The sequence below is a fragment of the Pseudomonas sp. 2FG genome, assembly GCF_005502935.1.
GTDB lineage: Bacteria > Pseudomonadota > Gammaproteobacteria > Pseudomonadales > Pseudomonadaceae > Aquipseudomonas.
The window spans coordinates 130,767-154,312 of the sequence record NZ_SCMP01000010.1 but is presented as its reverse complement, the minus strand read 5'-3'; the positions used below and the strand labels follow the sequence as shown (position 1 = coordinate 154,312).

20 protein-coding genes are annotated in these 23,546 nt (G+C 64.7%); 11 read left to right on the top strand and 9 right to left on the bottom strand.

What is annotated here, in order from left to right:
- Nucleotides 1-23: 23 nt before the first annotated feature.
- From FFS13_RS12340 to FFS13_RS12305, 7 genes are all read right to left on the bottom strand, one after another.
- The gene (locus tag FFS13_RS12340) at nucleotides 24-803 is read right to left on the bottom strand and encodes an electron transfer flavoprotein subunit beta (protein ID WP_137819387.1); all 780 of its coding nucleotides are present in this window, start codon (nucleotides 801-803) and stop codon (nucleotides 24-26) included.
- Nucleotides 793-2,016, bottom strand: a complete 1,224-nt coding sequence (locus FFS13_RS12335; RefSeq protein ID WP_137819386.1) for an electron transfer flavoprotein subunit alpha/FixB family protein — start codon at nucleotides 2,014-2,016, stop codon at nucleotides 793-795. The genes FFS13_RS12340 and FFS13_RS12335 overlap by 11 nt, the downstream gene beginning before the upstream one ends.
- Nucleotides 2,013-3,998 carry a dimethylglycine demethylation protein DgcB gene (dgcB, locus tag FFS13_RS12330; protein ID WP_137819385.1) on the bottom strand — a complete coding sequence of 662 codons (1,986 nt, stop codon included), beginning with the start codon at nucleotides 3,996-3,998 and terminating at the stop codon, nucleotides 2,013-2,015. Before dgcB ends, FFS13_RS12335 begins: the two co-directional genes overlap by 4 nt.
- A 75-nt stretch (nucleotides 3,999-4,073) precedes the next feature.
- The gene (dgcA, locus tag FFS13_RS12325; RefSeq protein ID WP_137819384.1) at nucleotides 4,074-6,134 is read right to left on the bottom strand and encodes a dimethylglycine demethylation protein DgcA; all 2,061 of its coding nucleotides are present in this window, start codon (nucleotides 6,132-6,134) and stop codon (nucleotides 4,074-4,076) included.
- Between the two features lie 30 nt (nucleotides 6,135-6,164).
- Nucleotides 6,165-6,695, bottom strand: a complete 531-nt coding sequence (locus FFS13_RS12320; RefSeq protein WP_137819383.1) for a DUF5943 domain-containing protein — start codon at nucleotides 6,693-6,695, stop codon at nucleotides 6,165-6,167.
- A 146-nt stretch (nucleotides 6,696-6,841) separates the two neighbouring features.
- Nucleotides 6,842-7,819 (bottom strand): dipeptidase, encoded by a 978-nt coding sequence (locus FFS13_RS12315; RefSeq protein ID WP_137819382.1) that lies wholly within the window; start codon nucleotides 7,817-7,819, stop codon nucleotides 6,842-6,844.
- A gap of 171 nt (nucleotides 7,820-7,990) precedes the next feature.
- On the bottom strand, nucleotides 7,991-8,977 hold the full coding sequence (locus tag FFS13_RS12305; protein ID WP_137819380.1) for a GlxA family transcriptional regulator: 987 nt from the start codon (nucleotides 8,975-8,977) through the stop codon (nucleotides 7,991-7,993).
- A gap of 201 nt (nucleotides 8,978-9,178) precedes the next feature.
- Between FFS13_RS12305 and choX the strand changes: the two genes are divergently transcribed.
- From choX to FFS13_RS12270, 7 genes are all read left to right on the top strand, one after another.
- Nucleotides 9,179-10,120, top strand: a complete 942-nt coding sequence (choX, locus tag FFS13_RS12300; RefSeq protein ID WP_137819379.1) for a choline ABC transporter substrate-binding protein — start codon at nucleotides 9,179-9,181, stop codon at nucleotides 10,118-10,120.
- A 78-nt stretch (nucleotides 10,121-10,198) separates the two neighbouring features.
- Entirely contained in the window at nucleotides 10,199-11,086 is an 888-nt protein-coding gene (locus FFS13_RS12295; protein ID WP_137819378.1) for a 3-keto-5-aminohexanoate cleavage protein, read from the top strand.
- Nucleotides 11,087-11,163: 77 nt separating this feature from the next.
- The gene (locus FFS13_RS12290; RefSeq protein ID WP_137819377.1) at nucleotides 11,164-12,129 is read left to right on the top strand and encodes an L-carnitine dehydrogenase; all 966 of its coding nucleotides are present in this window, start codon (nucleotides 11,164-11,166) and stop codon (nucleotides 12,127-12,129) included.
- Between the two features lie 136 nt (nucleotides 12,130-12,265).
- Entirely contained in the window at nucleotides 12,266-12,745 is a 480-nt protein-coding gene (locus FFS13_RS12285; RefSeq protein ID WP_137819376.1) for a thioesterase family protein, read from the top strand.
- Between the two features lie 2 nt (nucleotides 12,746-12,747).
- Entirely contained in the window at nucleotides 12,748-13,692 is a 945-nt protein-coding gene (locus tag FFS13_RS12280; RefSeq protein WP_137819375.1) for an alpha/beta hydrolase, read from the top strand.
- A gap of 36 nt (nucleotides 13,693-13,728) precedes the next feature.
- Entirely contained in the window at nucleotides 13,729-14,916 is a 1,188-nt protein-coding gene (locus tag FFS13_RS12275) for a gamma-butyrobetaine dioxygenase (RefSeq protein ID WP_137819374.1), read from the top strand.
- A gap of 429 nt (nucleotides 14,917-15,345) precedes the next feature.
- On the top strand, nucleotides 15,346-15,606 hold the full coding sequence (locus FFS13_RS12270; protein WP_137819373.1) for a hypothetical protein: 261 nt from the start codon (nucleotides 15,346-15,348) through the stop codon (nucleotides 15,604-15,606).
- A gap of 100 nt (nucleotides 15,607-15,706) precedes the next feature.
- Here FFS13_RS12270 and FFS13_RS12265 read toward each other — a convergent pair whose 3' ends face one another.
- Nucleotides 15,707-16,810 carry a GlxA family transcriptional regulator gene (locus tag FFS13_RS12265; protein ID WP_137819372.1) on the bottom strand — a complete coding sequence of 368 codons (1,104 nt, stop codon included), beginning with the start codon at nucleotides 16,808-16,810 and terminating at the stop codon, nucleotides 15,707-15,709.
- Between the two features lie 422 nt (nucleotides 16,811-17,232).
- Nucleotides 17,233-18,609 (bottom strand): L-serine ammonia-lyase, encoded by a 1,377-nt coding sequence (locus tag FFS13_RS12260; protein WP_137819371.1) that lies wholly within the window; start codon nucleotides 18,607-18,609, stop codon nucleotides 17,233-17,235.
- Nucleotides 18,610-18,936: 327 nt separating this feature from the next.
- On the opposite strand from FFS13_RS12260, the gene FFS13_RS12255 reads away from it, so the two are divergent.
- The 4 genes from FFS13_RS12255 (at nucleotide 18,937) to choV (ending at nucleotide 23,310) form a co-directional block, all read left to right on the top strand.
- Nucleotides 18,937-19,881, top strand: coding sequence for a choline ABC transporter substrate-binding protein (locus FFS13_RS12255; RefSeq protein WP_137819370.1), 945 nt, complete (start codon nucleotides 18,937-18,939; stop codon nucleotides 19,879-19,881).
- 304 nt (nucleotides 19,882-20,185) lie between these two features.
- Nucleotides 20,186-21,124, top strand: coding sequence for a choline ABC transporter substrate-binding protein (locus tag FFS13_RS12250; protein ID WP_137819369.1), 939 nt, complete (start codon nucleotides 20,186-20,188; stop codon nucleotides 21,122-21,124).
- Between the two features lie 96 nt (nucleotides 21,125-21,220).
- The gene (gene choW / locus FFS13_RS12245) at nucleotides 21,221-22,069 is read left to right on the top strand and encodes a choline ABC transporter permease subunit (RefSeq protein ID WP_137819368.1); all 849 of its coding nucleotides are present in this window, start codon (nucleotides 21,221-21,223) and stop codon (nucleotides 22,067-22,069) included.
- The gene (choV, locus tag FFS13_RS12240; RefSeq protein WP_137819367.1) at nucleotides 22,066-23,310 is read left to right on the top strand and encodes a choline ABC transporter ATP-binding protein; all 1,245 of its coding nucleotides are present in this window, start codon (nucleotides 22,066-22,068) and stop codon (nucleotides 23,308-23,310) included. The genes choW and choV overlap by 4 nt, the downstream gene beginning before the upstream one ends.
- Nucleotides 23,311-23,546 lie beyond the last annotated feature (236 nt).

Below are 23,546 nucleotides of genomic sequence, written 5' to 3'. Positions count from 1 at the left end.
CTTCGTAGGAGCGGGTTGGCTCACTAGCGCAGCACGCCCTCTTCCAACAGCAGTTTGAAGATGGCTTCGGCGCCGTCTTGCGGGCTGAGGTCTTTCAGCACTTGCCCACCACCGCCCGCGGCCTTGGCCGTGGCGGCTTTCATCCGCTCGGCACCGGTTTTCGCCTTGATCACCTTGAGGCGTTTGGGCCGTGGCCGGGCCGGCTGGAACTGCGCGGTGGCGAGCAAGGCATCGTCTATCACCTCGACCTCTTCGGCCTTCAGCACGCCGCGCCGGGCAGGGCCGAAGGCACTTTGCCGAGCGCTCGGCGCCGCGTTATCGACACTGGCGAGAAACGGCAGACGCACCCGCAAACGCCGCCGCTGGCCGCGCGGCAAGGCTTGCAGCACCTGGGCGACGCCGTTCTCGACGCGCTCCACTTCCGCCAGCCCGACCACCAGCGGCCAGCCGAGCTGTTCCGCCAGCAGGAACGGCAGCATCCCCGAGCCTTCGCCGGTTTCCGCCTGGCTACCCGTGAGTACAAGCTGGGCCCCGGACTCGCGCAGATAGCTCGCCAGCACCGGCAAGGCGTCGGCGCCGCGCGGTTGCTCGAGCACGCTGAGTTCCGCCAGGCCCATGCCCAGGTAAGCGCGCAGCGCCTCTTCCTGGGTATCGCCGGCGTGCAGCACCTGCAGTCGCTCGCCGGCCAGACGCAGGCCCAGTTCGACCGCGCGGGCATCCTGTTCGGCGCGGCGAGCGCGACCCGAGGTGGGATGCGCGCCGACGGACACCAGGGCGATGATATTCAAGCTGTTATGCGGCATCGCGTTTGTCTCCCGCACGGTAGTCGGCCACCCGCTGGATCAGCGCGCTGAGGATCGCGGCGGAATCACCGATCACCGCCAGATCGGCGCGTTTGATCATGTCGCAGCCGGGGTCGAGGTTGATCGCCACGACTTTGTCGCAGCCACCTATGCCTTGCAGGTGCTGGATCGCGCCGGAAATCCCGACCGCCAGATAGACCCGCGCGGTGACCCAGGTGCCGGTCGCGCCGACCTGGCGATTCCGCACCATGTGGCCATCGTCCACCGCCACCCGTGAGGCACCCTCGGTGGCGCCGAGAGCCTCGGCGGCGCGGTGGAACAGCGCCCAATCCTTCACGCCGTTACCGCCGGAGAGGATGAATTCGGCCTCGGCCATCGGCGTCGCCGCCGGGTCGACCGCCACCGCGCCGAGATCCTCGATGCGCGGCAGGCTGCGCGCGACGGGCTGCGCCAACGCGACCGACAGCACTTCATGGCGCGTATCGCTGACCGGCTCGGCACATTCGCTGGCCGCCAGGATCAGCCGCGTCAACGGCCGCAGCAGGTCTTCGCGGCCGGCACCGGCACGGCCGATGCACTGTTCATCGGTGACCTGCCAGACCCGCGTCGCCGGGCGTTCGCCCAGGAGCGCGGCGAGGCGCCGACCGAGTTCGGCGCCGCCAGTGCGGCTGTCCGGCAGCAACCAGTGGCGCGGCTGGAACTGCCGCTCCACGGCGCCGAGCGCCTGGACCTGCTGCTCCGGTGCATAACCGGCATATTCCGCGCCCTCGAGCTGCAGCAGGCGGTCGACACCGGCGACATCGAAGCGGGTTTCCTTGTGTTCGCCGAACACCACCGCCAACACCGAGCCGTCGTTGCCCGCCAACTTGCGGGCCAGGCCCAGCAGGTCGCGGTCGTGGCTGGTCAGCCGGCCACCGACCATGTCCGGCACCACCACTATGTGGAAGCGCGGTTGGGCGATGACGTGCAGCGGCAGCTGAACCACGGCGGCCTGGGTCGCGCGCTTGCTCGCGCCACCCTGCTGGGCGCCGCTGCGGTCGATCCGTTTGATCCCGTTGGGGCCGATGAAACCGACCGCATGGGGGTTCTTGCGGATCAGCCCATTGGGGCCCATCCAGCTGGTTTCGCTGCGCTGCATGGCCGCATGCAGCGGGTGCAGGCGGTTACGCGCGATCCATTCGGCCCGCGGGTCACGGCGGATGATGTCGCTCATGGGCGGGCCTCCGAAAACGCAATGCTCGTCGTAGGAGCGAGCTTGGCCGGTGCGCTTGGCGCCCCGTCGATCAGTACATCGGCCACCAGCTCGGCGATGTCCTTGATCTGCGGCCGTGGCTCGACCACGCCTTCGAGCATCGCCGTGCATTGCGGGCAACCGACCGCTACCAGTTCGGCGCCGGTTTCCTTGATATCGACCATGCGCATATCGGGAATCCGCTGCTTGCCGGGGATGTCGGTGATAGGTGCGCCACCGCCACCGCCGCAGCAACGCGAGCGGAAGCCGGAACGCTCCATCTCCTTCACCTCGATCCCGAGGGCGCGCAGCACCTCGCGCGGCGCCTCGTATTCACCGTTGTAGCGGCCGAGGTAGCAGGGGTCGTGATAGGTCACGCTGCCGCCTTTATGAGTGCCGAGGTTGAGCTGTTTGGCGGCGATCAGCTCGGCGATATAGGTGCTGTGGTGCAGCACTTCATAGTTGCCACCCAGCGCCCCATATTCGTTTTTCAGCACATGGAAGCTGTGCGGATCGCAGCTGACGATGCGTTTGAAACGGTACTTGGCCATTGTCTCGATATTGCGTTTGGCCAGTTGCTGGAAGGTCGCCTCGTCGCCCAGACGACGGGCCACGTCGCCGCTGTCGCGCTCTTCCAGGCCGAGCACGGCGAAGTCGACGTTGGCGGCCTTGAGCACTTTGACGAAGGCGCGCAGGGTTCTTTGATTGCGCATATCGAAGGCGCCATCGCCGACCCAGAACAGCACGTCGGCGCTCTGCTTCTCGCTCAGCAGCTCGAGGTTCAGGTCCGCCGCCCAGTTCATCCGCCCGCCAGGGGCGAAGCCGCCGGGGTTGTCGGTGGCGATCAGGTTGTCCAGCACCTCGGCGCCCTTGTTCGGCGTCGCGCCTTTTTCCAGGGTCAGGTGGCGGCGCATGTCGACTATGGCATCGACGTGCTCGATCATCATCGGGCATTCCTCAACGCAGGCACGGCAGGTGGTGCAGGACCAGAGGGTCTCGGCGTCCACCAGCGCCTTGCCTTGCAGGGACACGATCGGCAGGTGCGGGCCGCCGCTGTGCTCGCCGAGAGGGATGCCCCTGCCGTCTAATGATGGATAGGGGCTGCCGGCAAACTTGGCATCGCTACCGCCGGCCAGGCCGACGACCATGTCCTGGATCAGCTTCTTCGGATTCAGCGGCTGGCCGGCGGCGAACGCCGGGCAGGCGGCTTCGCACTTGCCACATTGCACGCAGGCGTCGAAACCAAGCAGTTGATTCCAGGTGAAGTCCTTGGGTTTCTCCACGCCCAAGGGCGCGCTCGGATCGCTCAGATCCAGCGGCTTCAGGCCGGTCGAGCGGCCACCCCCGAAGCGCTCGGCGCGGCGGTGCCAGGCCAGGTGCAGGGCACCGGCGAAGGCGTGCTTCATCGGCCCGCCCCAGGTCATGCCGAGGAACATTTCCGACACACCCCAGGCCACGCCAAGGGCCAGCACTGCGGCCAGCAGCCAGCCACCGAAGTCTTCCGGGAGAATGCCGGCCACCGGCAGGGTGGCGATAAAGAAGCTCAGCGAGAACGCCATCAGGCTTTTCGGCAGCCGGCTCCAGGGTCCTTTCGACAGCCGGGCCGGCGGATTGCGCCGACGCCTGGCCACGAACAGCGCGCCGACGAACATCAAGCTGGTGGCCGCCAGCAGGGCGAAACCGAGGATGCGGTTATGCAGGCCGAAGCCATGCACGATGACCGCCAGCAGCGCCGCCAGCACGAAGCCGCCGGCCGTTGCCACGTGGGTCTTGGACATGTATTTGTCGCGCTCGACCACATGGTGCAGATCGACCAGGTAGCGCCTGGGCATCGCCAGCAGGCCGCCGATCAGGTCGACCTTCGAGGCCCGGCCCTGATTCCACAGCAATATGCGCTTCACCGCGCCGATGACGGCCAGCGCCAGGGCGGTGAACAGCAGAATAGGGAGAATGGTGTTCAACATCGTTGGTCTCCTTCGCGGGACCGTGAAAGCAACGCAGGACAAGTCCCCTCTCCCGGAGGGAGAGGGGAGACAGGCTTAAAAATCCTTACACAGCCGTATGGCGTCATAAATCGCCGCATGGGTATTGCGCTGGGCCACACAGTCACCGATGCGGAACAGCAGGTAACCCTCGCCCGGCTCACTCAGACACGGCTGCGGCTGGATGGCGAACAGGGCCTCGACATCGATTTGGCCGTTGTTGCGCGAGCCGGCTTTGAGCGCGTAGTAGATTTCCTCGTCGGGGCGCACGCCGTTTTCGATCACCACCTGGTCGATCACCCGCTCTTCCTTGGCGCCGGTGTATTCGTTCTCGAGCACCGCGACCAGCTTGTCGCCCTCGCGGTAGACCTTATCCAGCATCATGTCGCCGGTCATGATCACTTCTTTCGGGTACATGCTGCGGTAGAAGGTCGGGAACGAGGTGCCGCCGACGGCCACGCCCGGTTTGATGTCGTCGGTGACGATCTCGACCTGGGCGCCTTTGTCGGCGAGGAAGTCCGCCACCGACACGCCGCCGAATTCGCAGATGGTGTCGTAGACCAGCACGTTCTTGCCCGGCGCGACCTTGCCGTCGAGCACGTCCCAGCTGCTCACCACCAGGCCATCGGCAGCGCCCCAGTGTTCGTTCTGCTCGAGGAACGGATGCCCGCCGTTGGCCAGCACCACCACATCCGGACGCAGGTCGAGGATGGTTGCCGGGTCTGCCGCGGTGCCCAGGCGCAGGTCGATCTTCAAACGCGCCAGCTCCAGCTGATACCAGCGGGTGATACCGGCGATCTGGTCACGCTGCGGCGCCTTCGAAGCGGTGGTGATCTGCCCACCGAGGGCGTCCTTCTTCTCGAACAGGGTCACGGCGTGGCCACGCTCGGCCGCCACCCGTGCGGCTTCCATCCCGGCCGGGCCACCGCCGACCACCACCACCTTGCGTTTCACCCCGGTGGTTTTCTCGATGATGTGCGGCACGCCCATGTATTCACGGGAGGTCGCGGCGTTCTGGATGCACAGCACGTCGAGGCCCTGGTACTGGCGGTCGATGCAGTAGTTGGCACCGACGCACTGCTTGATCTGGTCGACCTGGCCCATCTTGATCTTGGCGATGAAATGCGGGTCGGCGATGTGCGCGCGGGTCATGCCGACCATGTCGACATAGCCGCCTTCGAGGATGCGCGTGGCCTGGTTCGGGTCCTTGATGTTCTGCGCGTGCAGCACCGGCACCGTCACCACTTCCTTGATCCCGGCGGCCAGATGCAGGAACGGCTCCGGCGGGTAGCTCATGTTCGGGATGACGTTGGCCAGGGTGTTATGGGTGTCGCAGCCGGAACCGACGACCCCAATAAAATCGAGCATGCCGGTGTCGTCGTAGTACTTGGCGATCTGCTTCATGTCCTCATGGCTGAGGCCGTCCGGGTGGAACTCGTCGCCGCACAGGCGCATGCCGACCACGAAGTCGTCGCCGACTTCTTTACGCACCGCCTTGAGCACTTCCAGGCCGAAGCGCATACGGCCCTCGAAGCTGCCGCCCCACTCGTCGGTGCGCTTGTTCACCCGTGGCGACCAGAACTGGTCGATCATGTGCTGGTGCACGGCGGACAGCTCGACGCCGTCCAGGCCACCGGCCTTGGCGCGCCGGGCCGCCTGGGCGAAATTGCCGATCACCCGCCAGATTTCTTCCGGCTCTATGGTCTTGCAGGTGGCGCGGTGCACCGGTTCACGGATGCCAGACGGCGACATCAGGGTCGGCCAGTTGAAGCCGTCCCAGCGCGAGCGACGGCCCATGTGGGTAATCTGGATCATGATCTTGGCGCCGTGCTTGTGCATGGCGTCGGCCAGATTCTGGAAGTGCGGGATGATCCGGTCGGTGGACAGGTTCACCGAGCTCCACCACTCCTGCGGGCTGTCGATGGCCACGACCGAGGAGCCGCCGCAAATGGCCAGACCGATACCGCCCTTGGCCTTCTCCTCGTAATACTTGATGTAGCGCTCGGTGGTCATGCCGCCATCGGTGGCATACACCTCGGCGTGCGCGGTACTGAGGACGCGGTTGCGGATGGTCAGTTTACCGATCTGGATCGGCTGGAACAGTGCTTCGAAAGCCATGACGGCACCTCAAATAAAAAGCGGCTCGACTTAAAGGGGTTTAACGACGAACAGGCCGTCGTCGTGGCCTTCTTCGGAACCGCCGTAGACCTGTTCGGCGACGGTACGCAGCGCACTGCCTTTAGCGGCGAGGATCTGATCCATGGCGCCGGCGAACCAGCCGGTGAACATGTAGTCGACCTTGCGCCCGACCTTGCCGTAGACGTAAACGAAGGCGGAGTGCTTGAGGCGTACCGAGGCGGTGCCCTGGTCGAGGTCGATGGCTTCGATCTCGAACAAGCCCCAGCCGCGTTGCGACAGCCGCTTCATGTAGTGCTCGAACACCGCCACGCCCTGCAGGCCGTGGCATTCGGCTTCCTTCTCGCACCAGTGCCAGGCGGACTTGTAGCCGGCCTTGTAGAGGATTTCCGCATAGGCCTCGGCGCCCAGCACTTCCTCGATGCCGATGTGGTTATTGACGAAGAAATGCCGCGGCACGTAGAGCATCGGCAGGGCGTCGGTAGTCCAGATGCCGGTTTCGCTGTCGACTTCGATGGGCAGTTGCGGGGCGGTTTTAGCCATGGTGTTCAAACTCCAGAATTCGGTTGTGCTTTTAGCCCCCTCGCCCTTTGGGAGAGGGTTGGGGTGAGGGAAGTTACGGGTAGCGAGTTGGATTCAAGATCCCTCATCCCCGGCCCTTCTCCCGGAGGGAGAAGGGAGACAAGCGTTTACTCGCCCCAGACGTCTTTCAATACCCGCACCCAGTTCTCGCCCATCACCTTGCGCACCACGCGCTCGGGCATGCCGCGCTTGAGCAGGGTCTCGGTAAGGTTAGGGAACTCGCCGACGGTGCGAATGCCCAGCGGGTTGACGATCTTGCCGAAGTTGGTCAGCCGACGGGCGTAGCCCTTGTCGTGCGTCAGCCACTCGAAGAAGTCCTGGCCGTGGCCCTGGGTGAAGTCGGTGCCGATGCCGATGGCGTCTTCGCCGACCAGGTTCATCACGTACTCGATGGCTTCAGCGTAGTCGTCGATGGTCGAGTCGATGCCTTTGGCGAGGAACGGCGCGAACATGGTCACGCCGACGAAGCCGCCGTTGTCGGCGATGAACTTCAGTTCCTCATCGGACTTGTTGCGCGGGTGTTCTTTCAGCCCGGACGGCAGGCAGTGCGAGTAGCAGACCGGTTTGTTGGATTCGAGGATGACCTCCTCGGAGGTCTTCGCGCCGACGTGGGACAGGTCGCACATGATGCCGACCCGGTTCATCTCGGCGACGATCTCGCGACCGAAGCCGGACAACCCGCCGTCACGCTCGTAGCAGCCGGTGCCGACCAGGTTCTGGGTGTTGTAGCACATCTGTACCACGCCGACGCCGAGCTGCTTGAACACCTCGACATAGCCCAGCTGGTCTTCGAAGGCATGGGCGTTCTGGAAGCCGAAGAGGATCCCGGTCTTGCCCTCGGCCTTGGCCTTGCGGATATCGGCGGTGGTGCGCACCAGGCTCACCAGGTCGCTGTTGTCGCGGATCAGCTTCTGGCTGGCGGCGATGTTGTTGACGGTGGCCTGGAAGCCCTCCCACACCGACACGGTGCAGTTGGCCGCGGTCAGGCCGCCTTTGCGCATGTCTTCGAAGAGTTCGCGGTTCCATTTGGCAATGATCAGCCCGTCTATAACGATGCTGTCGGCGTGCAGTTCGGCTGGGCTCATCGGGCGGTCCCCTCTGTCTAGATGCGCTAGGAGTTCGGTGCGCCGAATCTTCTGCCGGCGCTTTGGGGCCAGCATAGCCCTGGGGGATTCGCCGCTATCGCGCAAAAACGACAGGGGAATTGTCGAAAGCGTCAAACCGACGACCTTCGGCCTCCCCGGCAAGCCTGCCGGCTACGGAGCGGCGCCGATCTGCAGCCCGTTGGCTTGCCGGGAGCGCTCCGACAGGCCCTGACGATCCTGGCTCGGACAGAAGCCGAAACGTCCGCGATAGCTGCGGGAAAAGTACGACGGCGACTCGAAACCGCAGGCCAGGCCGACCTCCAGCACGCTCAGTTCGGTTTGCCGCAGCAGTTGCCGGGCCTTGTCCAGACGCAAGTTGAGGTAGAAGTTCGACGGCGTGTCTTGCAGATGCAGGCGAAACAGCCGTTCCAGCTGGCGGCGGGTCACCTGAATGTGCTCGGCCAGCTCCAGGGTGCTCAGCGGCGGCTCGCTGTGCCGCTCCATCTCACCTATCACCTGCACCAGCTTCTTGTTGCTGACCCCGTAGCGCGTGGCGATCTGCAGGCGCTGGTGGTCCTGGCGCGGGCGGATACGGCCGAGCACGAACTGTTCGGAGACCTGCACCGCCAGCTCGGCGCCGTGGGCCTGGGCGATCAGGTCGAGCATCAGGTCGATGGAGGCGGTGCCGCCGGCCGAGGTGATGCGCGTGCGGTCGATCTCGAACAGCTCCTGGGTCACCGTCAGATTAGGGTAGGACTCCTGGAAGGCGCCAATCGCCTCCCAGTGCAGCGTCAGCCGATGGCCGCCGAGCAGGCCGGCTTCGGCCAGCACGAAACTGCCGGTATCGATGCCGCCGAGGGTCACGCCCTCGCGGTCGAGGCGTTTGAGCCAGTGCTCCAGCGCCGGGGTATAGGCCTGCAGCGGCTCGAAACCGGCCACCACCAGCAGCGTGGCGCCACGCTTGAGCGGTTCCAGCGCGCCATCGGCGTTGATCGACATGCCGTTGCTGGCCAACACCGGGCCACCGTCCAGGCTCAGGACATGCCAGCGGTACAGCTCGCCGCGAAACCGATTGGCCACCCGCAAGGGCTCGACGGCCGAGACGAAGCCCATCACCGAAAAACCGGGCAGCAGGAGGAACCAGAAGTCTTGGGCCATGACAGGCGCGCTCGAAAGTTGGCCAGCGGATTCCCGGCTTACGCCAGTCGCCGGGCTTTAGCAATCATCAGGTCGCTACCGTGCAAGAGCTGGTCGCTCAGGTGCGTTTTCGGCCCCGTGACGCTGCGTAATTTGTTTACACACGGCGTCACCCGCACGCCGCTATCCAACAACAATGATTAGCCGTATGAGGGAGCACGCATGAAAAGCTATATCCGTCATCTCAGCTGCAGTTTGCTGATGCTCAGCAGTACCGCCCTGCTCGCCGCCGAACCGGCCGAGTGCCAGAAAGTCCGGATGGGCGTGGTCAACTGGACCGACGTGATCGCCACCAGCGCCGTGGCCGATGTCCTGCTGACTGGCCTGGGGTATGAAAACAAGCAGACCAGCGCCGCCCAGCAGATCATCTTCGCCGGCATTCGCGACGACCGTCTGGACATCTTCCTCGGCTACTGGAAGCCGGCGATGGACAAGAACATCGCGCCCTTCATCGCCGCCGGCCAGGTGAAGGTCCTCGATAAACCCAGCCTGTCCGACGCCCAGGCGACCCTGGCAGTCCCCCAATACGTCGCCGCCGGCGGCCTGAAAACCTTCGCCGACATCGCCAAGTTCAAGGACAAGCTGGGCGGCAAGATCTACGGCATCGAGCCCGGCACCGGGGCGAATGCCGCTATCAAAGGCATGATCGAAAAAAACCAGTTCGGCCTCGGCGGTTTCCAACTGGTGGAGTCCGGTGAAGCCGGCATGCTCGCCGCCGTGCAGCGGGCGGTGAAACGCAACGAATGGGTGGTGTTCGTCGGCTGGCAGCCGCACCCGATGAACATCAACATGAAGATCGCCTACCTGACCGGCAGCGAGGACGTCTACGGCCCCAACGAGGGCGCCGCCACCGTCTCGTTCGTGACCGCCCCGGATTACGCCCAACGCTGCCCGAACGTCCAGCGCCTGCTGGAAAACCTCAGCTTCAGCGCCGCCCAGGAAGGCCAGCTGATGGTGCCGATCATGGAACACCAAGAGCCGCAGGACGTCGCCCGGCAATGGCTGCGTGATCACCCCGAAGACCTGCAGCGCTGGCTGGCCGGGGTCAAGACCTTCGATGGTCGCGATGCCGCGGCCAACCTGCAACTCAGCAAGCAACCCTGATTCACCTCTGAACTGAACAGACCGCCCTCGCGCCGACATGGCCGGGGGCGGCTCCGAACGCCTGAAGGAAGTCCGAACATGAACCATGACGTCATCATCACCTGTGCGCTGACCGGTGCTGGCGATACCACCGGGAAGAGCCATCTAGTCCCGATCACGCCCAAACAAATCGCTGCCGCCGCCGTGGAAGCCGCCAAGGCCGGCGCCACCGTGGTGCACTGCCACGTGCGCGATCCCGAGACCGGCAAATTCAGCCGCGACGTAGCCCTTTACCGCGAAGTGATGGAGCGCATCCGCGAAACGGACGTCGACATCATCGTCAACCTCACCGCCGGCATGGGCGGCGACCTGGAAATCGGCCCCGGCGAACGCCCGATGGAGTTCGGCCCGAATACCGACCTGGTTGGCCCATTGACCCGCCTGGCGCATGTCGAAGAACTGTTGCCGGAAATCTGCACCCTGGATTGCGGCACCCTGAACTTCGGCGATGGCGACAGCATTTATGTCTCCACCCCGGCGCAACTGCGGGTTGGCGCCAAACGCATCACCGAGCTGGGCGTGAAAGCCGAGCTGGAGATCTTCGACACCGGCCACCTGTGGTTCGCCAAACAGCTGATCAAGGAAGGCCTGCTCGACGACCCGCTGTTCCAGCTGTGCCTGGGCATTCCCTGGGGCGCACCGGCGGACACCACCACCATGAAAGCCATGGTCGACAACCTGCCCGCTGGCGCGACCTGGGCCGGCTTCGGCATCGGCCGCATGCAGATGCCGATGGCGGCGCAAGCCGTGCTGCTCGGCGGCAACGTGCGGGTCGGCCTGGAAGACAACCTCTGGCTCGACAAAGGTGTACTGGCGAGCAACGGCCAGTTGGTCGAACGGGTCGGCGAGATTCTCACCCGCCTGGGCGCCCGCATCCTCACCCCGGCCGAAGGCCGCGTGAAGATGGGCCTCAAGCGCCGCGCCTGACTTTCTCCCCTCTCCCCAACCCTCTCCCGCAAGCGGGAGAGGGGGTATTCGACCCTATTGCCCATCAAGGAGCCACCATGTCTTTTATCACCCAAATCAAAACCTTTGCGGCCCTCGGCAGTGGCGTTATCGGTAGCGGCTGGGTTGCCCGCGCTCTCGCTCACGGCCTCGACGTGGTCGCCTGGGACCCGGCGCCAGGGGCCGAAGCGGCCCTGCGCAGCCGCATCGCCAACGCCTGGCCGGCGCTGGAGAAGCAGGGTTTGACGCCCGGCGCGGCCCAGAGCCGCCTGCGCTTCGTCGCCACCATCGAGGAATGCGTACGCGACGCCGACTTCATCCAGGAAAGCGCGCCGGAACGCCTCGAATTGAAATGCGAGCTGCACGCCAAGATCAGCGCCGCCGCCAAACCGGATGCGCTGATCGGTTCCTCGACCTCGGGCCTGCTGCCGAGCGAGTTCTACGCCGACGCCACGCACCCCGAGCGTTGCGTGGTCGGCCACCCGTTCAACCCGGTGTATCTGCTGCCGCTGGTGGAAGTGGTCGGCGGCGTGAAAACCGCGCCGGAAGCGGTGCAGGCGGCGATCCAGGTGTACGAGTCGCTGGGCATGCGCCCGCTGCATGTGCGCAAGGAAGTCCCCGGCTTTATCGCCGACCGCCTGCTCGAAGCGCTCTGGCGCGAGGCGCTGCACCTGGTCAACGACGGGGTCGCCAGCACCGGCGAGATCGACGACGCGATCCGTTTCGGCGCAGGATTGCGCTGGTCGTTTATGGGCAGCTTCCTGACCTACACCCTGGCCGGCGGCGATGCCGGCATGCGGCACTTCATGGCCCAGTTCGGCCCGGCCTTGCAGCTGCCCTGGACCTACCTGCCGGCACCGGAGCTGACCGAAGCCCTGATCGACAGCGTGGTCGAAGGCACCAGCGCGCAACAGGGCGAGCGCAGCATCGCCGAGCTGGAGCGCTATCGTGATGATTGCCTGCTGGCGGTGCTCGATGCGGTGAAAACCACCAAGGCTAAACACGGCTTCGCCTTTGCCGAGTGAAGCCTACAGATATTCGCCTCCACCCCGTCATTCCCGCGAAGGCGGGAATCCAGCTGCACAGCCTCTGGGCCCCCGCTTTCGTGGGGGCGACGTGGCGTGAGTCTCCTCGTTAGGGAAAGCCATTAGGTATCTCACCATGCCCAGCACCACGCCCCTCACCATCTATAGCACCGCCATCCTGCCCGACTGGGTCGACTACAACGGTCACCTGCGCGATGCCTTCTATCTGTTGATTTTCAGTTATGCCGGTGATGCACTGATGGATCAAATCGGCCTCGACAGCAGCAATCGCGAGGCCAGCGGCAATTCCCTGTTCACCCTGGAATGCCACATCAACTACCTGCATGAAGTGAAAGAAGGCGCCACGGTGGAAGTCCGCACCCAGCTGCTCGGCCACGACCGCAAGCGTCTGCACCTCTATCACAGCCTGCATCTGCCGGGCGCCGAGGAGGCCTTGGCGGTCAGCGAGCAGATGCTGCTGCACGTCGACCTCGCCGGGCCGCGCTCGGCGCCCTTCGCCGGCGCGGTGCTGGCCAAGGTCGAAAGCCTCGCCGCCGCCCATGCCGCCCTGGCGCGCCCCGCCTATGTCGGGCGCGTGATCGGCCTGCCGGGTTGAAGATGCCCGCGCCCTACCCCTTGTCGCCGCCGCTCGCCGACTTTGTCGCCGCGAGCCTCAGCTTCGGCGCTACCGAGCCCAGCCTGAACGGTCTACGCGCAGCCTACTCGCGCATGAGTCGGGCCTTTACCCCGGCGCGCCCGGCGGGCTTGCAGGTGACCGATAGCGACCTCGGCGAGGTGCCCATACGCTGCTACCGGCCGAGCGGCGCCCGGCCGGCAAACGGCTGGCCCTGCCTGCTCTACCTGCATGGCGGCGGCTGGGCGGTGGGCGACCTCGACTCCCACGACTTCATCACCGCCGACCTGGCTGCGCAGCTGAATGCCGTGGTCATCGCCGTCGACTATCGGCTCGCCCCCGAACACCCGTTTCCCGCCGCATTCGACGATTGCCTGGCGGTTTGGCGCGGCCTCCAGGCCGAGCACCGGCGCCTGGGCATCGACCCGACACGCCTGGCGGTCGCCGGCGACAGCGCCGGCGGCCATCTCGCGGCCGGCCTCTGCCTGACCCTGCGCGACGCCGGCGAACCGCTGCCCTGCGGCCAGGCCTTGATCTATCCGAGCCTGGGCGGCCGCGCCGACCTGCCCTCGCGCAGCCAATGCGCCGACGCGCCGCTGCTCAGCAGCGCCGACCTGGACTGCTACCTGGCGCTCTACCTGAGCGACCCGCGCCAACTGCGCAACCCCTACGCCATGCCACTGGCGGCGACGGATTTCACCCGGCTGCCGGCGGCCTTTATTGCCGTGGCGGAGTTCGACCCCCTGCGCGACGACGGCCACTGTTACCGCGATGCGCTGCTCGAGGCCGGCGTGCCGGTGGCTTTTCACCCGGGCCTGGGCCTGGTCCACGGCTGCCTGCGCGCCCGTGGCCTGGCGGCCGAAGTCGACCTGCTGTACGCACAGCTACTGGCGGCCCTGAGCCGTTTCCTCGGTAGAGGCGCGAGCTGAAACAGTCGTCCCCATACACCCTGCAAGGAGATAGCAATGAACGTCGTGGATATGCCCCCCGAAGCGCCGGCCATCGCCGACTGGCGCAGCTATCCGGTCAGCGCCGGCCTCGCCACCCTGCGGCCCGCGGCCGAGCGCCTGGACGTGGTCTGGAGCGATGGCCGCGTCAGCCCCTTCCATCATCAGTGGCTGCGCGACAACTGCCCCTGTTCCAGTTGCGTGTACAGGGTCACCCGCGAGCAGGTTCTGGAGATAGTCGACGTGCCGGAGGAGCTGCGCCCCCAGCGCACGCGCATCGACGACCAGGGCCATCTGTTGGTCGACTGGCAGGATGGTCACCGCAGCCGCTTCCATCCCGGCTGGCTGCGCGCCCACGCCTATGACGAAACTTCGCGCGCCGAGCGCCGCCAGCAACGCCCACAAAGCCAGTTGTGGAGGGCCGAGCTGAGCGAACGGTTGCCGGTGTTCGAATACGACGCGGTGATGCAGGACCCGCAGGCCTTGCTCGCCTGGCTGCTGGCCGTGCGTGATAGCGGCCTGACCCAGGTGCGCGGCGTGCCGACCGCGCCGGGTTCGCTGCAAGCCATTGCCCAGCGGATTTCCTTTATCCGCGAAAGCAACTTCGGCGTGCTGTTCAACGTGCAGTCCAAGGCCGATGCCGACAGCAACGCCTACACCGCCTTCAACCTGCCGCTGCACAGCGACCTGCCGACCCGCGAGCTGCAACCGGGGCTGCAATTTTTGCACTGCCTGGTGAATGACGCGGTGGGCGGCGAGAGCATCTTCGTCGACGGTTTCGCCATCGCCGAGGCGCTGCGCCAGGAGGCGCCGGAAGACTTCCGCACGCTGTGCGAGATGCCGGTGGAGTTTCGCAACAAGGATCGCCACAGCGACTACCGCTGCCTGGCGCCGATCATCGCCCTGGATGCCTACGGCGCGGTCAGCGAGATCCGCATCGCCAACTTCCTGCGCGGGCCTTTCGATGTCGAAGCGCAGCAGATGCCCCTGCTCTACCGCGCGTACCGGCACTTCCAGACGCTGACCCGCGATCCACGTTTCCGCCTGATCCGCCGGCTGGATGCCGGGCAACTCTGGTGCTTCGACAACCGCCGCACCCTGCACGCGCGCAACGCCTTCGACCCGGCCAGTGGCGCCCGCCACTTCCAGGGTTGCTATGTGGATCGCGATGAGTTGCTGTCGCGGATTCATGTGCTGCAACGCTAGCGCGTAGGGCGTACTCGCGAAAGCAGTACGCCATTTCGAACGGCGGACTGTTCGCTACGCTCCTGAGTCCGCCCTACACTCCCGGGCGCTGCAAGCGGCCTGCTACAAGGCACGCCAGCCCGAATCCCAGACAAAAAAAAGCCCCCCAGTAAGCCGACACAAACTGGGGGGCGAAATGTGGTTCTTATGTAGGAGGAACCACTGTCTGTTAAGCCGTCCAGGCGGGTGACCAAACCTACCTTGAGCGCACGCTGTGCGCGGGGAAGTGGACGTTCTTGGGACCAATTGTGCGGGCTGGCCGCACGGATCAATTAGTTGAAAGCGACCTGTTCGTGTGCGTCCAAGCCACTCCCCGACCAACACCCTTGTAGCGGCCTCGCCACATCACCAGAATCGATGCGACCACGACCCCGGATGAGGACCACCGCGATGATGCATGCAGACTTGATCGACCAGGATGACCTGCGTGAACGGCTGTTGGCTTTGGGTTTCGAAGTACCGTCCGGCGCCAGTGCCGAGCAGGCTTGCGAGCGGGTCTTGATGGGCCTTAACGAAGCACGGGCGGCGGCCTTGCGCAGCCTGGTCGAACAGATGCTGGCCAGTGGCGCGGTGATGCTGCCAGCGGTGCGCGAGGCTATCGCCCGGCAGTTGCTACCGGCGCTGGCGCAGTACAAGCAGAACCATTCGTAATTTTGTAGGAGCTGCCGAAGGCTGCGATCGACCGCAACGCGGTCGCAATTTCACAGATCGCAATCGCAGCCTATCGGCAGCTCCTACAGGGACCGCGTCGCTACAAGCGCACGCTGGCGAAAGTCGACTCGCTGCGCGCCTGACTCAAGGCCGACATGGCACCGGACAACGGCGCCAGCACCAACGCCTGCGGGATAGGCAGCAACGCCACCTGCTGCGCGGTATTCGAGCCCATGCGCTCGTCCCGCGGCGGAATGCCGAAGTATTCGCGGTAGCACTTGGAGAAGTGCGGCGTGGAGACGAAACCGCAGACCGACGCCACTTCGATGATCGACATCGGCGTCTGCTTGAGCAGTTGCCGGGCACGCACCAGGCGCAGCTTCAGGTAATAGCGCGAGGGCGAGCAATGCAGGTACTTCTGGAATAGCCGCTCCAGCTGGCGACGCGAAACGTTGACGTAAACCGCCAGTTCGTCGAGGTCGATCGGCTCCTCCAGGTTGGCTTCCATCAGCACGACGATTTCCTGCAGCTTCGGCTGGTTGGTGCCGAGCATGTGCTTGAGCGGCACACGCTGGTGGTCCTGCTCGTTGCGGATGCGCTCGTAGACGAACATTTCCGAGATCGCCGCCGACAGCTCGCGGCCATGCTCGCGGGAGATCACGTGCAGCATCATGTCCAGCGGCGCGGTGCCACCGGAGCTGGTGAAACGGTTACGGTCGAGGGTGAACAAACGGGTGCTCATGACCACCCGCGGGAAGGCTTCCTGCATCGCGGCCAGACATTCCCAGTGCACGCTGCAATCGAAGCCATCGAGCAGGCCGGCACAGGCCAAGGCCCAACTGCCGGTGCAGACCGCGCCGAGTTTGCGCGACTGGCGCGCCTGGGTTTGCAACCAGGCCACGTGTTCTCGGGTAACACTGCGCTGAATACCGATGCCGCCGCAAACGATCACCATGTCCAGGGGCGGCGCCTTGCTCACCGCGCAATCCGGGGTGATCTGCAGGCCATCGCTGGCCCAGACCTGGCCGCCATCGAGGGTCAGGGTGGTCCAGCGATACAGCTCACGGCCAGACAACTGGTTGGCCATACGCAGGGGTTCAACGGCCGAAGCCAATGAAATCAGAGTGAAATTATCCAACAGCAGAAAGCCGATGGATTGTGGAGCACGGTTCTGGGGCTGCGCCCCTTGGTTGAACGGCGACATCACGGTATCTCCTCACGCAACGCAGGTATGGCCTCAGGCGAGGCTCTTGTTTTATTGCCATGGGCAGCGCGAACGACGCCCTGGCTATGAGCTAACACAACGCAAATGCCGTGCCTAATTTGAACGCGCATTCAACAAAACCTAAAAACGACGCCGCAAAGCCTCTAGTTGGCGGCCAGCCAGCCGCCGGGGCGACCGCCCGGCGTGCTGTCGGAATACCCGCCAGCGTTGGGGCTTGAGCACTTTCGTAGCACTTTAGCGTGACGGCGAGCCGAGGCCCGGGTTGAGTGTCACCCCAGGCGCAATCGAGCAGAGTTCCGCGTGTCGTTCAGTACGACCGCGGGAGGGGAGCCGCGCGCCAAAAGGTCGCGCGGCGCGGGGAGCATGAGCGAAAAGCGAGCAAGTTCTATGCGTGAATCGGCTTAGCACTCGATGGCGCTGACGGCCAAACCGCCGCGCGAGGTTTCCTTGTATTTGTCGTGCATGTCGGCGCCGGTGTCGCGCATGGTGCGGATCACCCGATCCAGCGAGATGAAGTGTTCGCCGTCGCCACGCAGGGCCATCTGCGCCGCGTTGATGGCCTTCACCGCGGCTATCGCGTTGCGCTCGATGCACGGCACCTGCACCAGCCCGCCGACCGGGTCGCAGGTCAGCCCGAGGTTATGTTCCAGACCGATCTCGGCGGCGTTCTCCAGTTGCCCCGGGGTCGCCCCGAGGATTTCCGCCAGGCCGGCGGCCGCCATCGCGCAGGCCGAACCGACCTCGCCCTGGCAGCCGACTTCGGCCCCGGAGATCGAGGCGTTCTTCTTGCAGAGAATCCCCACCGCCGCGGCGGCGAGGAAGTAATCGACCACGTCCGCCTCGGTCACGGCCGGGCTGAAGCGCACGTAATAATGCAGCACCGCCGGGATGATCCCCGCCGCGCCGTTGGTTGGGGCGGTCACCATCCGCCCGCCGGCGGCGTTTTCTTCGTTGACCGCCAGGGCGAACAGGTTGACCCACTCCATGCCACTGAGGGTCGTGCCGATCACGTTGGGTTTGCCCAGCTCCTGCAGGCTGCGGTGCAGTTTGGCGGCGCGGCGTTTGACGTTCAGTCCGCCCGGCAGGATGCCTTCATGCTTGAGGCCCTGGTCGACGCAGTCGCGCATGGCCTGCCACAGGCGCATCAGGCCTTTACGGATTTCCGCTTCGCTGCGCCAGGCCTTTTCGTTGGCCATCATCAGTTCGGACACCCGCAGGCCATGTTCCTGGCACAGGCTCAGCAGCTCGGCGGCGCTGGAGAAGTCGTACGGCAGTTGGGTCTGGTCTTGATCCAGGGAGCCGCTGGCGGCCTGGGCGGCATCCACCACGAAGCCACCGCCGACCGAGTAGTAGGTGTCGCGGTGCAGCTCGCCGGCCGCGCCTTCGACTATCAGGGTCATGGCGTTCGGGTGATAGGGCAGGTTCTCGTCGAGCAGCAGCAGGTCGCGCGCCCAGTCGAACGGCACCTCGAAATGGCCATCGAGCAGCAGGCACTGGCTCGCGCGCAGGCTGGCGATGCGCGGGGCGATCTGCGCCGGGTCGATGGCATCCGGCCATTCGCCCATCAGGCCCATGATCACCGCGTTATCGCTGCCATGGCCGACCCCGGTGGCGGACAGCGAGCCGTACAGGCGCACCTCGACGCGGCGCACCTGTTCCAACACGCCGCGCTCGCGCAGCCCCTGCACGAACAGCGCGGCGGCGCGCATCGGCCCGACCGTGTGTGAACTGGAGGGGCCGATACCAATCTTGAACAGGTCGAATACGCTGATGGCCATGGCTATCTCCTAAACCGAGCAACGCGGGCGCACACCAGATTGGCCAGCCCATTGATGCATGGATCATCCGGCTTTTCCCCGCCGCCCCGGGATCCCACACCGACCCAGCCGTATCCACAAACGCCGCAAGCTTCAACCACGCCAAACACCCGGCCCTAGCCAGCGCACAGCACCATGCTGAATACGACCCCCATGATGCCAAACGCGACCCATGTCATAGTCGCCGCAGCCACCCTGGCCCATGATCCTGCCGCCCGGCACGCTTCCTGCGAGGCTGAAGAGCCCACCGTGACGGCCCCTACCATTTTCCAGCTAAGGATCGCGCCTATGAAATGTTTTACCTCTTTGTGCCTGGCCTTGAGCCTGAGCTCGCCGGTGCTGGCCAGCGCGGCGGAAGCGGACAGCTGCAAACGGGTGCGGTTCGCCGATGTCGGCTGGACCGACATCACCATGACCACCGCCGTGACCCGCCTGCTACTCGGTTCGCTCGGCTACGTCACCAGCGTCAAACGCATGTCCGTGCCGCAGACCTACAAGGCGCTGGAAGACAACAAGCTCGACGTGTTCCTCGGCAACTGGATGCCGAGCATGGAAGGCGACATCCGCCCCTACCTGGACAAAGGCAGCGTGGAGACGTTGCGAGCCAACCTACAGGGCGCCAAATACACCCTGGCCGTGCCGGAATACGTCTACGAAGGCGGCCTGAAGAGTTTCGACGACATCGCCAAGTTCAAAGACCAGCTGGACGGCAAGATCTATGGCATCGAACCCGGCAACGATGGCAACCAGTTGATCAGCAAGATGATCAAGGAAGACACCTACGGCCTGGGCAGCTTCAAACTGGTGGAAAGCAACGAGGCGAAGATGCTCGCCAGCGTCGAGCGCGCGGCGCATCTGAAGCAGTGGCTGGTGTTCCTCGGCTGGGAACCGCACCCGATGAACACCCGCAACAAGATGCGCTACCTGGAAGGCGGCGATGCGGTCTTCGGCCCCGACTACGGTGGCGCCACCGTCTACACCAACGTGCGCAAGGGCTACAGCCAAGAGTGCGGCAACGTCGGCCAGTTGCTGAACAACCTGGTGTTTGCGCTACCGATGGAAAACCAGTTGATGGATGCCGTGCTGAACCAGAGCCAGAATCCGCGGCAAGCGGCAAAAGCCTGGTTACAAACCAATCCCCAGGTGCTCGACGCCTGGCTGCGGGGGGTCTCCAGCCGTGACGGGCAGCCGGCGCTGGCGGTCGTCAAAGCCAAATTGGAACTGGCGCAATAACCCCGCAGAACCCTCGCAATTTGCCGAGAACTCGCCGACCAGAGTCTGCCAAGCCGCAACTTTGGTCGGCAAAAAGGCCGCAAACGACCTCACTAATGCTGGATACGACGCCCTCTGCACTGGATGCGACGCACCCTGTAGGCGTTTGTTTTTCACTGTTCCATGATCGTTCTCGACACGACCGCTAGGCTGAATGGCGGTGACGCTCAGAACTCCCCCTCTGAGCTCAACCAGTGACACCAAAAACCCGGCAATCCGAGCTCAGCAGCACGCTGCCGACGACAATCAGAAAGGAGTCCGTCCCATGAAAGGTTCCACATCATTGCTGTTGGCCGCGTCGCTCAGCCTACCGCTGCTGGCCCACGCGGCAGAGCCCGAGTCCTGCGGCACCGTCCGCTTCTCCGACGTCGGCTGGACCGACATCACCGTCACCACCGCGGTCACCAGCGAAGTGCTGGAATCGCTGGGTTACAAGACCAAGACCACCATGCTCTCGGTGCCGGTGACCTACCGCTCACTGCAGAACAATGACCTCGATGTATTCCTCGGCAACTGGATGCCGACCATGGAAAACGACATCAAGGCCTACCGCGAGAAAGGCACGGTGGAAACCCTGCGGGCCAACCTCGAAGGCGCCAAGTACACCCTGGCGGTGCCGGAACACGCCTATGACGCCGGGCTGAAAAGCTTCGCCGATATCGCCAAGTTCAAAGACCAGCTGGACGGCAAGATCTACGGCATCGAGCCGGGCAACGACGGCAACCGCTTGATCCAGAGCATGATCGACAAGAACGCCTTCGATCTGGGCACCTTCAAGGTGGTCGAGTCCAGCGAAGCGGCCATGCTCGCGCAGGTGCAGCGTGCCGCCCGGCAAGACAAGTGGATCGTCTTCCTCGGCTGGGAACCGCACCCGATGAACACCCGCAACAAGATGAAATACCTGGCCGGCGGCGACGATTATTTCGGCCCCGATCTCGGCCGCGCCACCATCTACACCAACGTGCGCAAGGGCTATGCTCAAGAGTGCAGCAACGTCGGCAAGCTGCTGCAGAACCTGGTGTTCAGCCTGGACATGGAAAACCAGCTGATGGACGCCGTGCTCAACGAAAACCAGAAACCGCGTGACGCCGCCAAGGCCTGGTTGAAAGCCAACCCGCAGGTGCTCGACACCTGGCTGGCGGGCGTCAGCAGCCGCGACGGCAAGCCGGCGCCGGAAGTGGCCAAGGCCAAATTAGCCCCCTGATAGAACCGCAACTCAGACCGTGTGAACGCGTAAAGGCAACTCGCAGACGCGTTCATCGATCTGCTTCCATCCCTCTGCATGTGGACGTTCAATACCATGCCGACTTTTGACAAAATCCCTCTGGGTCAAAACATAGCCGATTTCGTGGAATGGCTGACCCAGCACGGCGCCGCTTACTTCGATGCCTTCGCCGCGGCGCTGGAGATGATGATTCATGGCGTGACCAACGGCCTGACCTTCTTCAATCCGCTGGTATTGATCGGTCTGTTTGGTGTGCTGACTCACCTGATTCAACGCAAATGGGGCCTGACCCTGTTCTGCGTGCTGTCGTTCCTGCTGATCCTCAACCTCGGTTACTGGCAGGAAACCATGGAAACCCTGGCGCAAGTGCTGTTCGCCACCCTGGTCTGCGTGCTCATCGGCGTGCCGTTGGGGATAGTGGCCGCGCACAAGCCGCACTTCTACACCGTGATGCAGCCGGTCCTCGACCTGATGCAGACGGTACCGACCTTCGTTTACCTGATCCCAACCCTGACCCTGTTCGGTCTCGGCGTGGTGCCGGGGCTGATCTCCACCGTGGTGTTCGCCGTCGCCGCACCTATCCGCCTGACCTACCTGGGCATTCGCGACGTACCGACCGAACTGCTCGACGCCGGCAAGGCCTTTGGCTGCTCGCGGCGCCAGTTGCTCACCCGCATCGAACTGCCGCATGCCATGCCGAGCATTGCCGCCGGGGTGACCCAGTGCATCATGCTGTCGCTGTCGATGGTGGTGATCGCCGCCCTGGTCGGCGCCGACGGCCTCGGTAAACCCGTGGTCAACGCCCTGAACACCGCCGATATCGCCCTGGGCTTCGAGGCCGGCCTGGCCATAGTGCTGCTGGCGATCATCCTCGACCGGGTGTGCAAACAACCCGAGTCCAAGCTGAAGGAGGCCGAGGCATGAGCATGATTCGCTTTGACAATGTTGACGTGATCTTCTCCAAGCAACCGCGCGAGGCCCTCGCCTTGCTCGACCAAGGCCTGACACGTGACCAGATCCTGAAGAAAACCGGCCTGGTGGTCGGCGTCGAGAAAGCCAGCCTGAGCGTCGAGCGCGGCGAGATCTGCGTGCTGATGGGCCTCTCCGGCTCGGGCAAATCCAGCCTGCTGCGCTGCATCAACGGCCTCAACACGGTCAGCCGCGGGCGCCTGTTGATCGAGCACGAAGGCAGTGAAGTGGACATCGCCTCCTGCTCGCCGGCGACCCTGAAAGCCATGCGCACCAAGCGCATCGCCATGGTCTTCCAGAAGTTCGCCCTGATGCCCTGGCTGACGGTGCGCGAGAACATCAGCTTCGGCCTGGAGATGCAGGGCCGCCCGAGCGAGGAGCGGAAGAAGCTGGTCGACGAAAAGCTCGAACTGGTCGGCCTCACGCAATGGCGCAACAAGCGCCCGGACGAGCTGTCCGGCGGCATGCAGCAGCGCGTCGGGCTGGCCCGCGCGCTGGCCATGGACGCCGACATCCTGCTGATGGACGAACCCTTCTCGGCCCTCGACCCGCTGATCCGCCAAGGCCTGCAGGACGAGCTGCTGGATCTGCAACGCAAGCTGCACAAGACCATCGTCTTCGTCAGCCACGACCTCGATGAGGCGCTGAAGCTCGGTTCGCGCATCGCCATCATGAAGGACGGGCGGATCATCCAATACGGCAAGCCGGAAGATATCGTGCTCAACCCGGCGGATGATTACGTGCGGATGTTCGTCGCCCATACCAACCCGCTCAACGTGCTCTGCGGCGATAGCCTGATGCGCCCGCTGGAGCAATGCCGGCGCGAGGCCAACGAGGTCTGCCTCGACCAGGGCCGCGACTGCTGGCTCGGCCTGGCGGCCGACAACAGCCTCAAGGGCGCCCGCCAAGGCAGCCAGAACCTCAGCCTGCAGCACTGGGAACCCGGCCAACCGCTGGCCGGCCTGCGCCGCGAGCCGACCCTGGTGGATGTGCGCATCACCATGCGCGACGCCCTGCAGATCCGTTACCAGACCGGCCACAAGCTGGTGCTGCAAAACGGCAAACACGTGGTCGGCATCCTCGGCGACAGCGAGCTGTACCACGCCCTGCTCGGCAAGAACCTGGAAAAGGGTGAAGAGCCAGGCGATCAAATCGCCACGCTGACGCAGCGCTCCGCACCGTCCAAAGTCAGCTGATCCACCACAACCGCAATACCCCACGAGGCGAGCAGGCAAACTGCTCGCCTCGTTTGCGTTGTAGGCCGCACCGCCAACCGCACCGCCCCCACGGGGGCATAGTGGCTGCCCACGCAACTGCCGCGAACGCCGGGAGCTGATCAACAATAAATCACTCCGCCCCCTTTAGTTCAGGCATGCCCTGAAGCGGCCTTCCGAGGTATCGGGCTTGCCTTCACGTATTTTATAAAATACAG

Excerpts from the sequence above, each read along its gene's own strand:
- FFS13_RS12340 (WP_137819387.1), bottom strand. The coding sequence starts at position 803 with ATGCCGCATAACAGCTTGAATATCATCGCCCTGGTGTCCGTCGGCGCG.
- FFS13_RS12335 (WP_137819386.1), bottom strand. The coding sequence starts at position 2,016 with ATGAGCGACATCATCCGCCGTGACCCGCGGGCCGAATGGATCGCGCGT.
- dgcB (WP_137819385.1), bottom strand. The coding sequence starts at position 3,998 with ATGTTGAACACCATTCTCCCTATTCTGCTGTTCACCGCCCTGGCGCTG.
- dgcA (WP_137819384.1), bottom strand. The coding sequence starts at position 6,134 with ATGGCTTTCGAAGCACTGTTCCAGCCGATCCAGATCGGTAAACTGACC.
- FFS13_RS12320 (WP_137819383.1), bottom strand. The coding sequence starts at position 6,695 with ATGGCTAAAACCGCCCCGCAACTGCCCATCGAAGTCGACAGCGAAACC.
- FFS13_RS12315 (WP_137819382.1), bottom strand. The coding sequence starts at position 7,819 with ATGAGCCCAGCCGAACTGCACGCCGACAGCATCGTTATAGACGGGCTG.
- FFS13_RS12305 (WP_137819380.1), bottom strand. The coding sequence starts at position 8,977 with ATGGCCCAAGACTTCTGGTTCCTCCTGCTGCCCGGTTTTTCGGTGATG.
- choX (WP_137819379.1), top strand. The coding sequence starts at position 9,179 with ATGAAAAGCTATATCCGTCATCTCAGCTGCAGTTTGCTGATGCTCAGC.
- FFS13_RS12295 (WP_137819378.1), top strand. The coding sequence starts at position 10,199 with ATGAACCATGACGTCATCATCACCTGTGCGCTGACCGGTGCTGGCGAT.
- FFS13_RS12290 (WP_137819377.1), top strand. The coding sequence starts at position 11,164 with ATGTCTTTTATCACCCAAATCAAAACCTTTGCGGCCCTCGGCAGTGGC.
- FFS13_RS12285 (WP_137819376.1), top strand. The coding sequence starts at position 12,266 with ATGCCCAGCACCACGCCCCTCACCATCTATAGCACCGCCATCCTGCCC.
- FFS13_RS12280 (WP_137819375.1), top strand. The coding sequence starts at position 12,748 with ATGCCCGCGCCCTACCCCTTGTCGCCGCCGCTCGCCGACTTTGTCGCC.
- FFS13_RS12275 (WP_137819374.1), top strand. The coding sequence starts at position 13,729 with ATGAACGTCGTGGATATGCCCCCCGAAGCGCCGGCCATCGCCGACTGG.
- FFS13_RS12270 (WP_137819373.1), top strand. The coding sequence starts at position 15,346 with ATGATGCATGCAGACTTGATCGACCAGGATGACCTGCGTGAACGGCTG.
- FFS13_RS12265 (WP_137819372.1), bottom strand. The coding sequence starts at position 16,810 with ATGTCGCCGTTCAACCAAGGGGCGCAGCCCCAGAACCGTGCTCCACAA.
- FFS13_RS12260 (WP_137819371.1), bottom strand. The coding sequence starts at position 18,609 with ATGGCCATCAGCGTATTCGACCTGTTCAAGATTGGTATCGGCCCCTCC.
- FFS13_RS12255 (WP_137819370.1), top strand. The coding sequence starts at position 18,937 with ATGAAATGTTTTACCTCTTTGTGCCTGGCCTTGAGCCTGAGCTCGCCG.
- FFS13_RS12250 (WP_137819369.1), top strand. The coding sequence starts at position 20,186 with ATGAAAGGTTCCACATCATTGCTGTTGGCCGCGTCGCTCAGCCTACCG.
- choW (WP_137819368.1), top strand. The coding sequence starts at position 21,221 with ATGCCGACTTTTGACAAAATCCCTCTGGGTCAAAACATAGCCGATTTC.
- choV (WP_137819367.1), top strand. The coding sequence starts at position 22,066 with ATGAGCATGATTCGCTTTGACAATGTTGACGTGATCTTCTCCAAGCAA.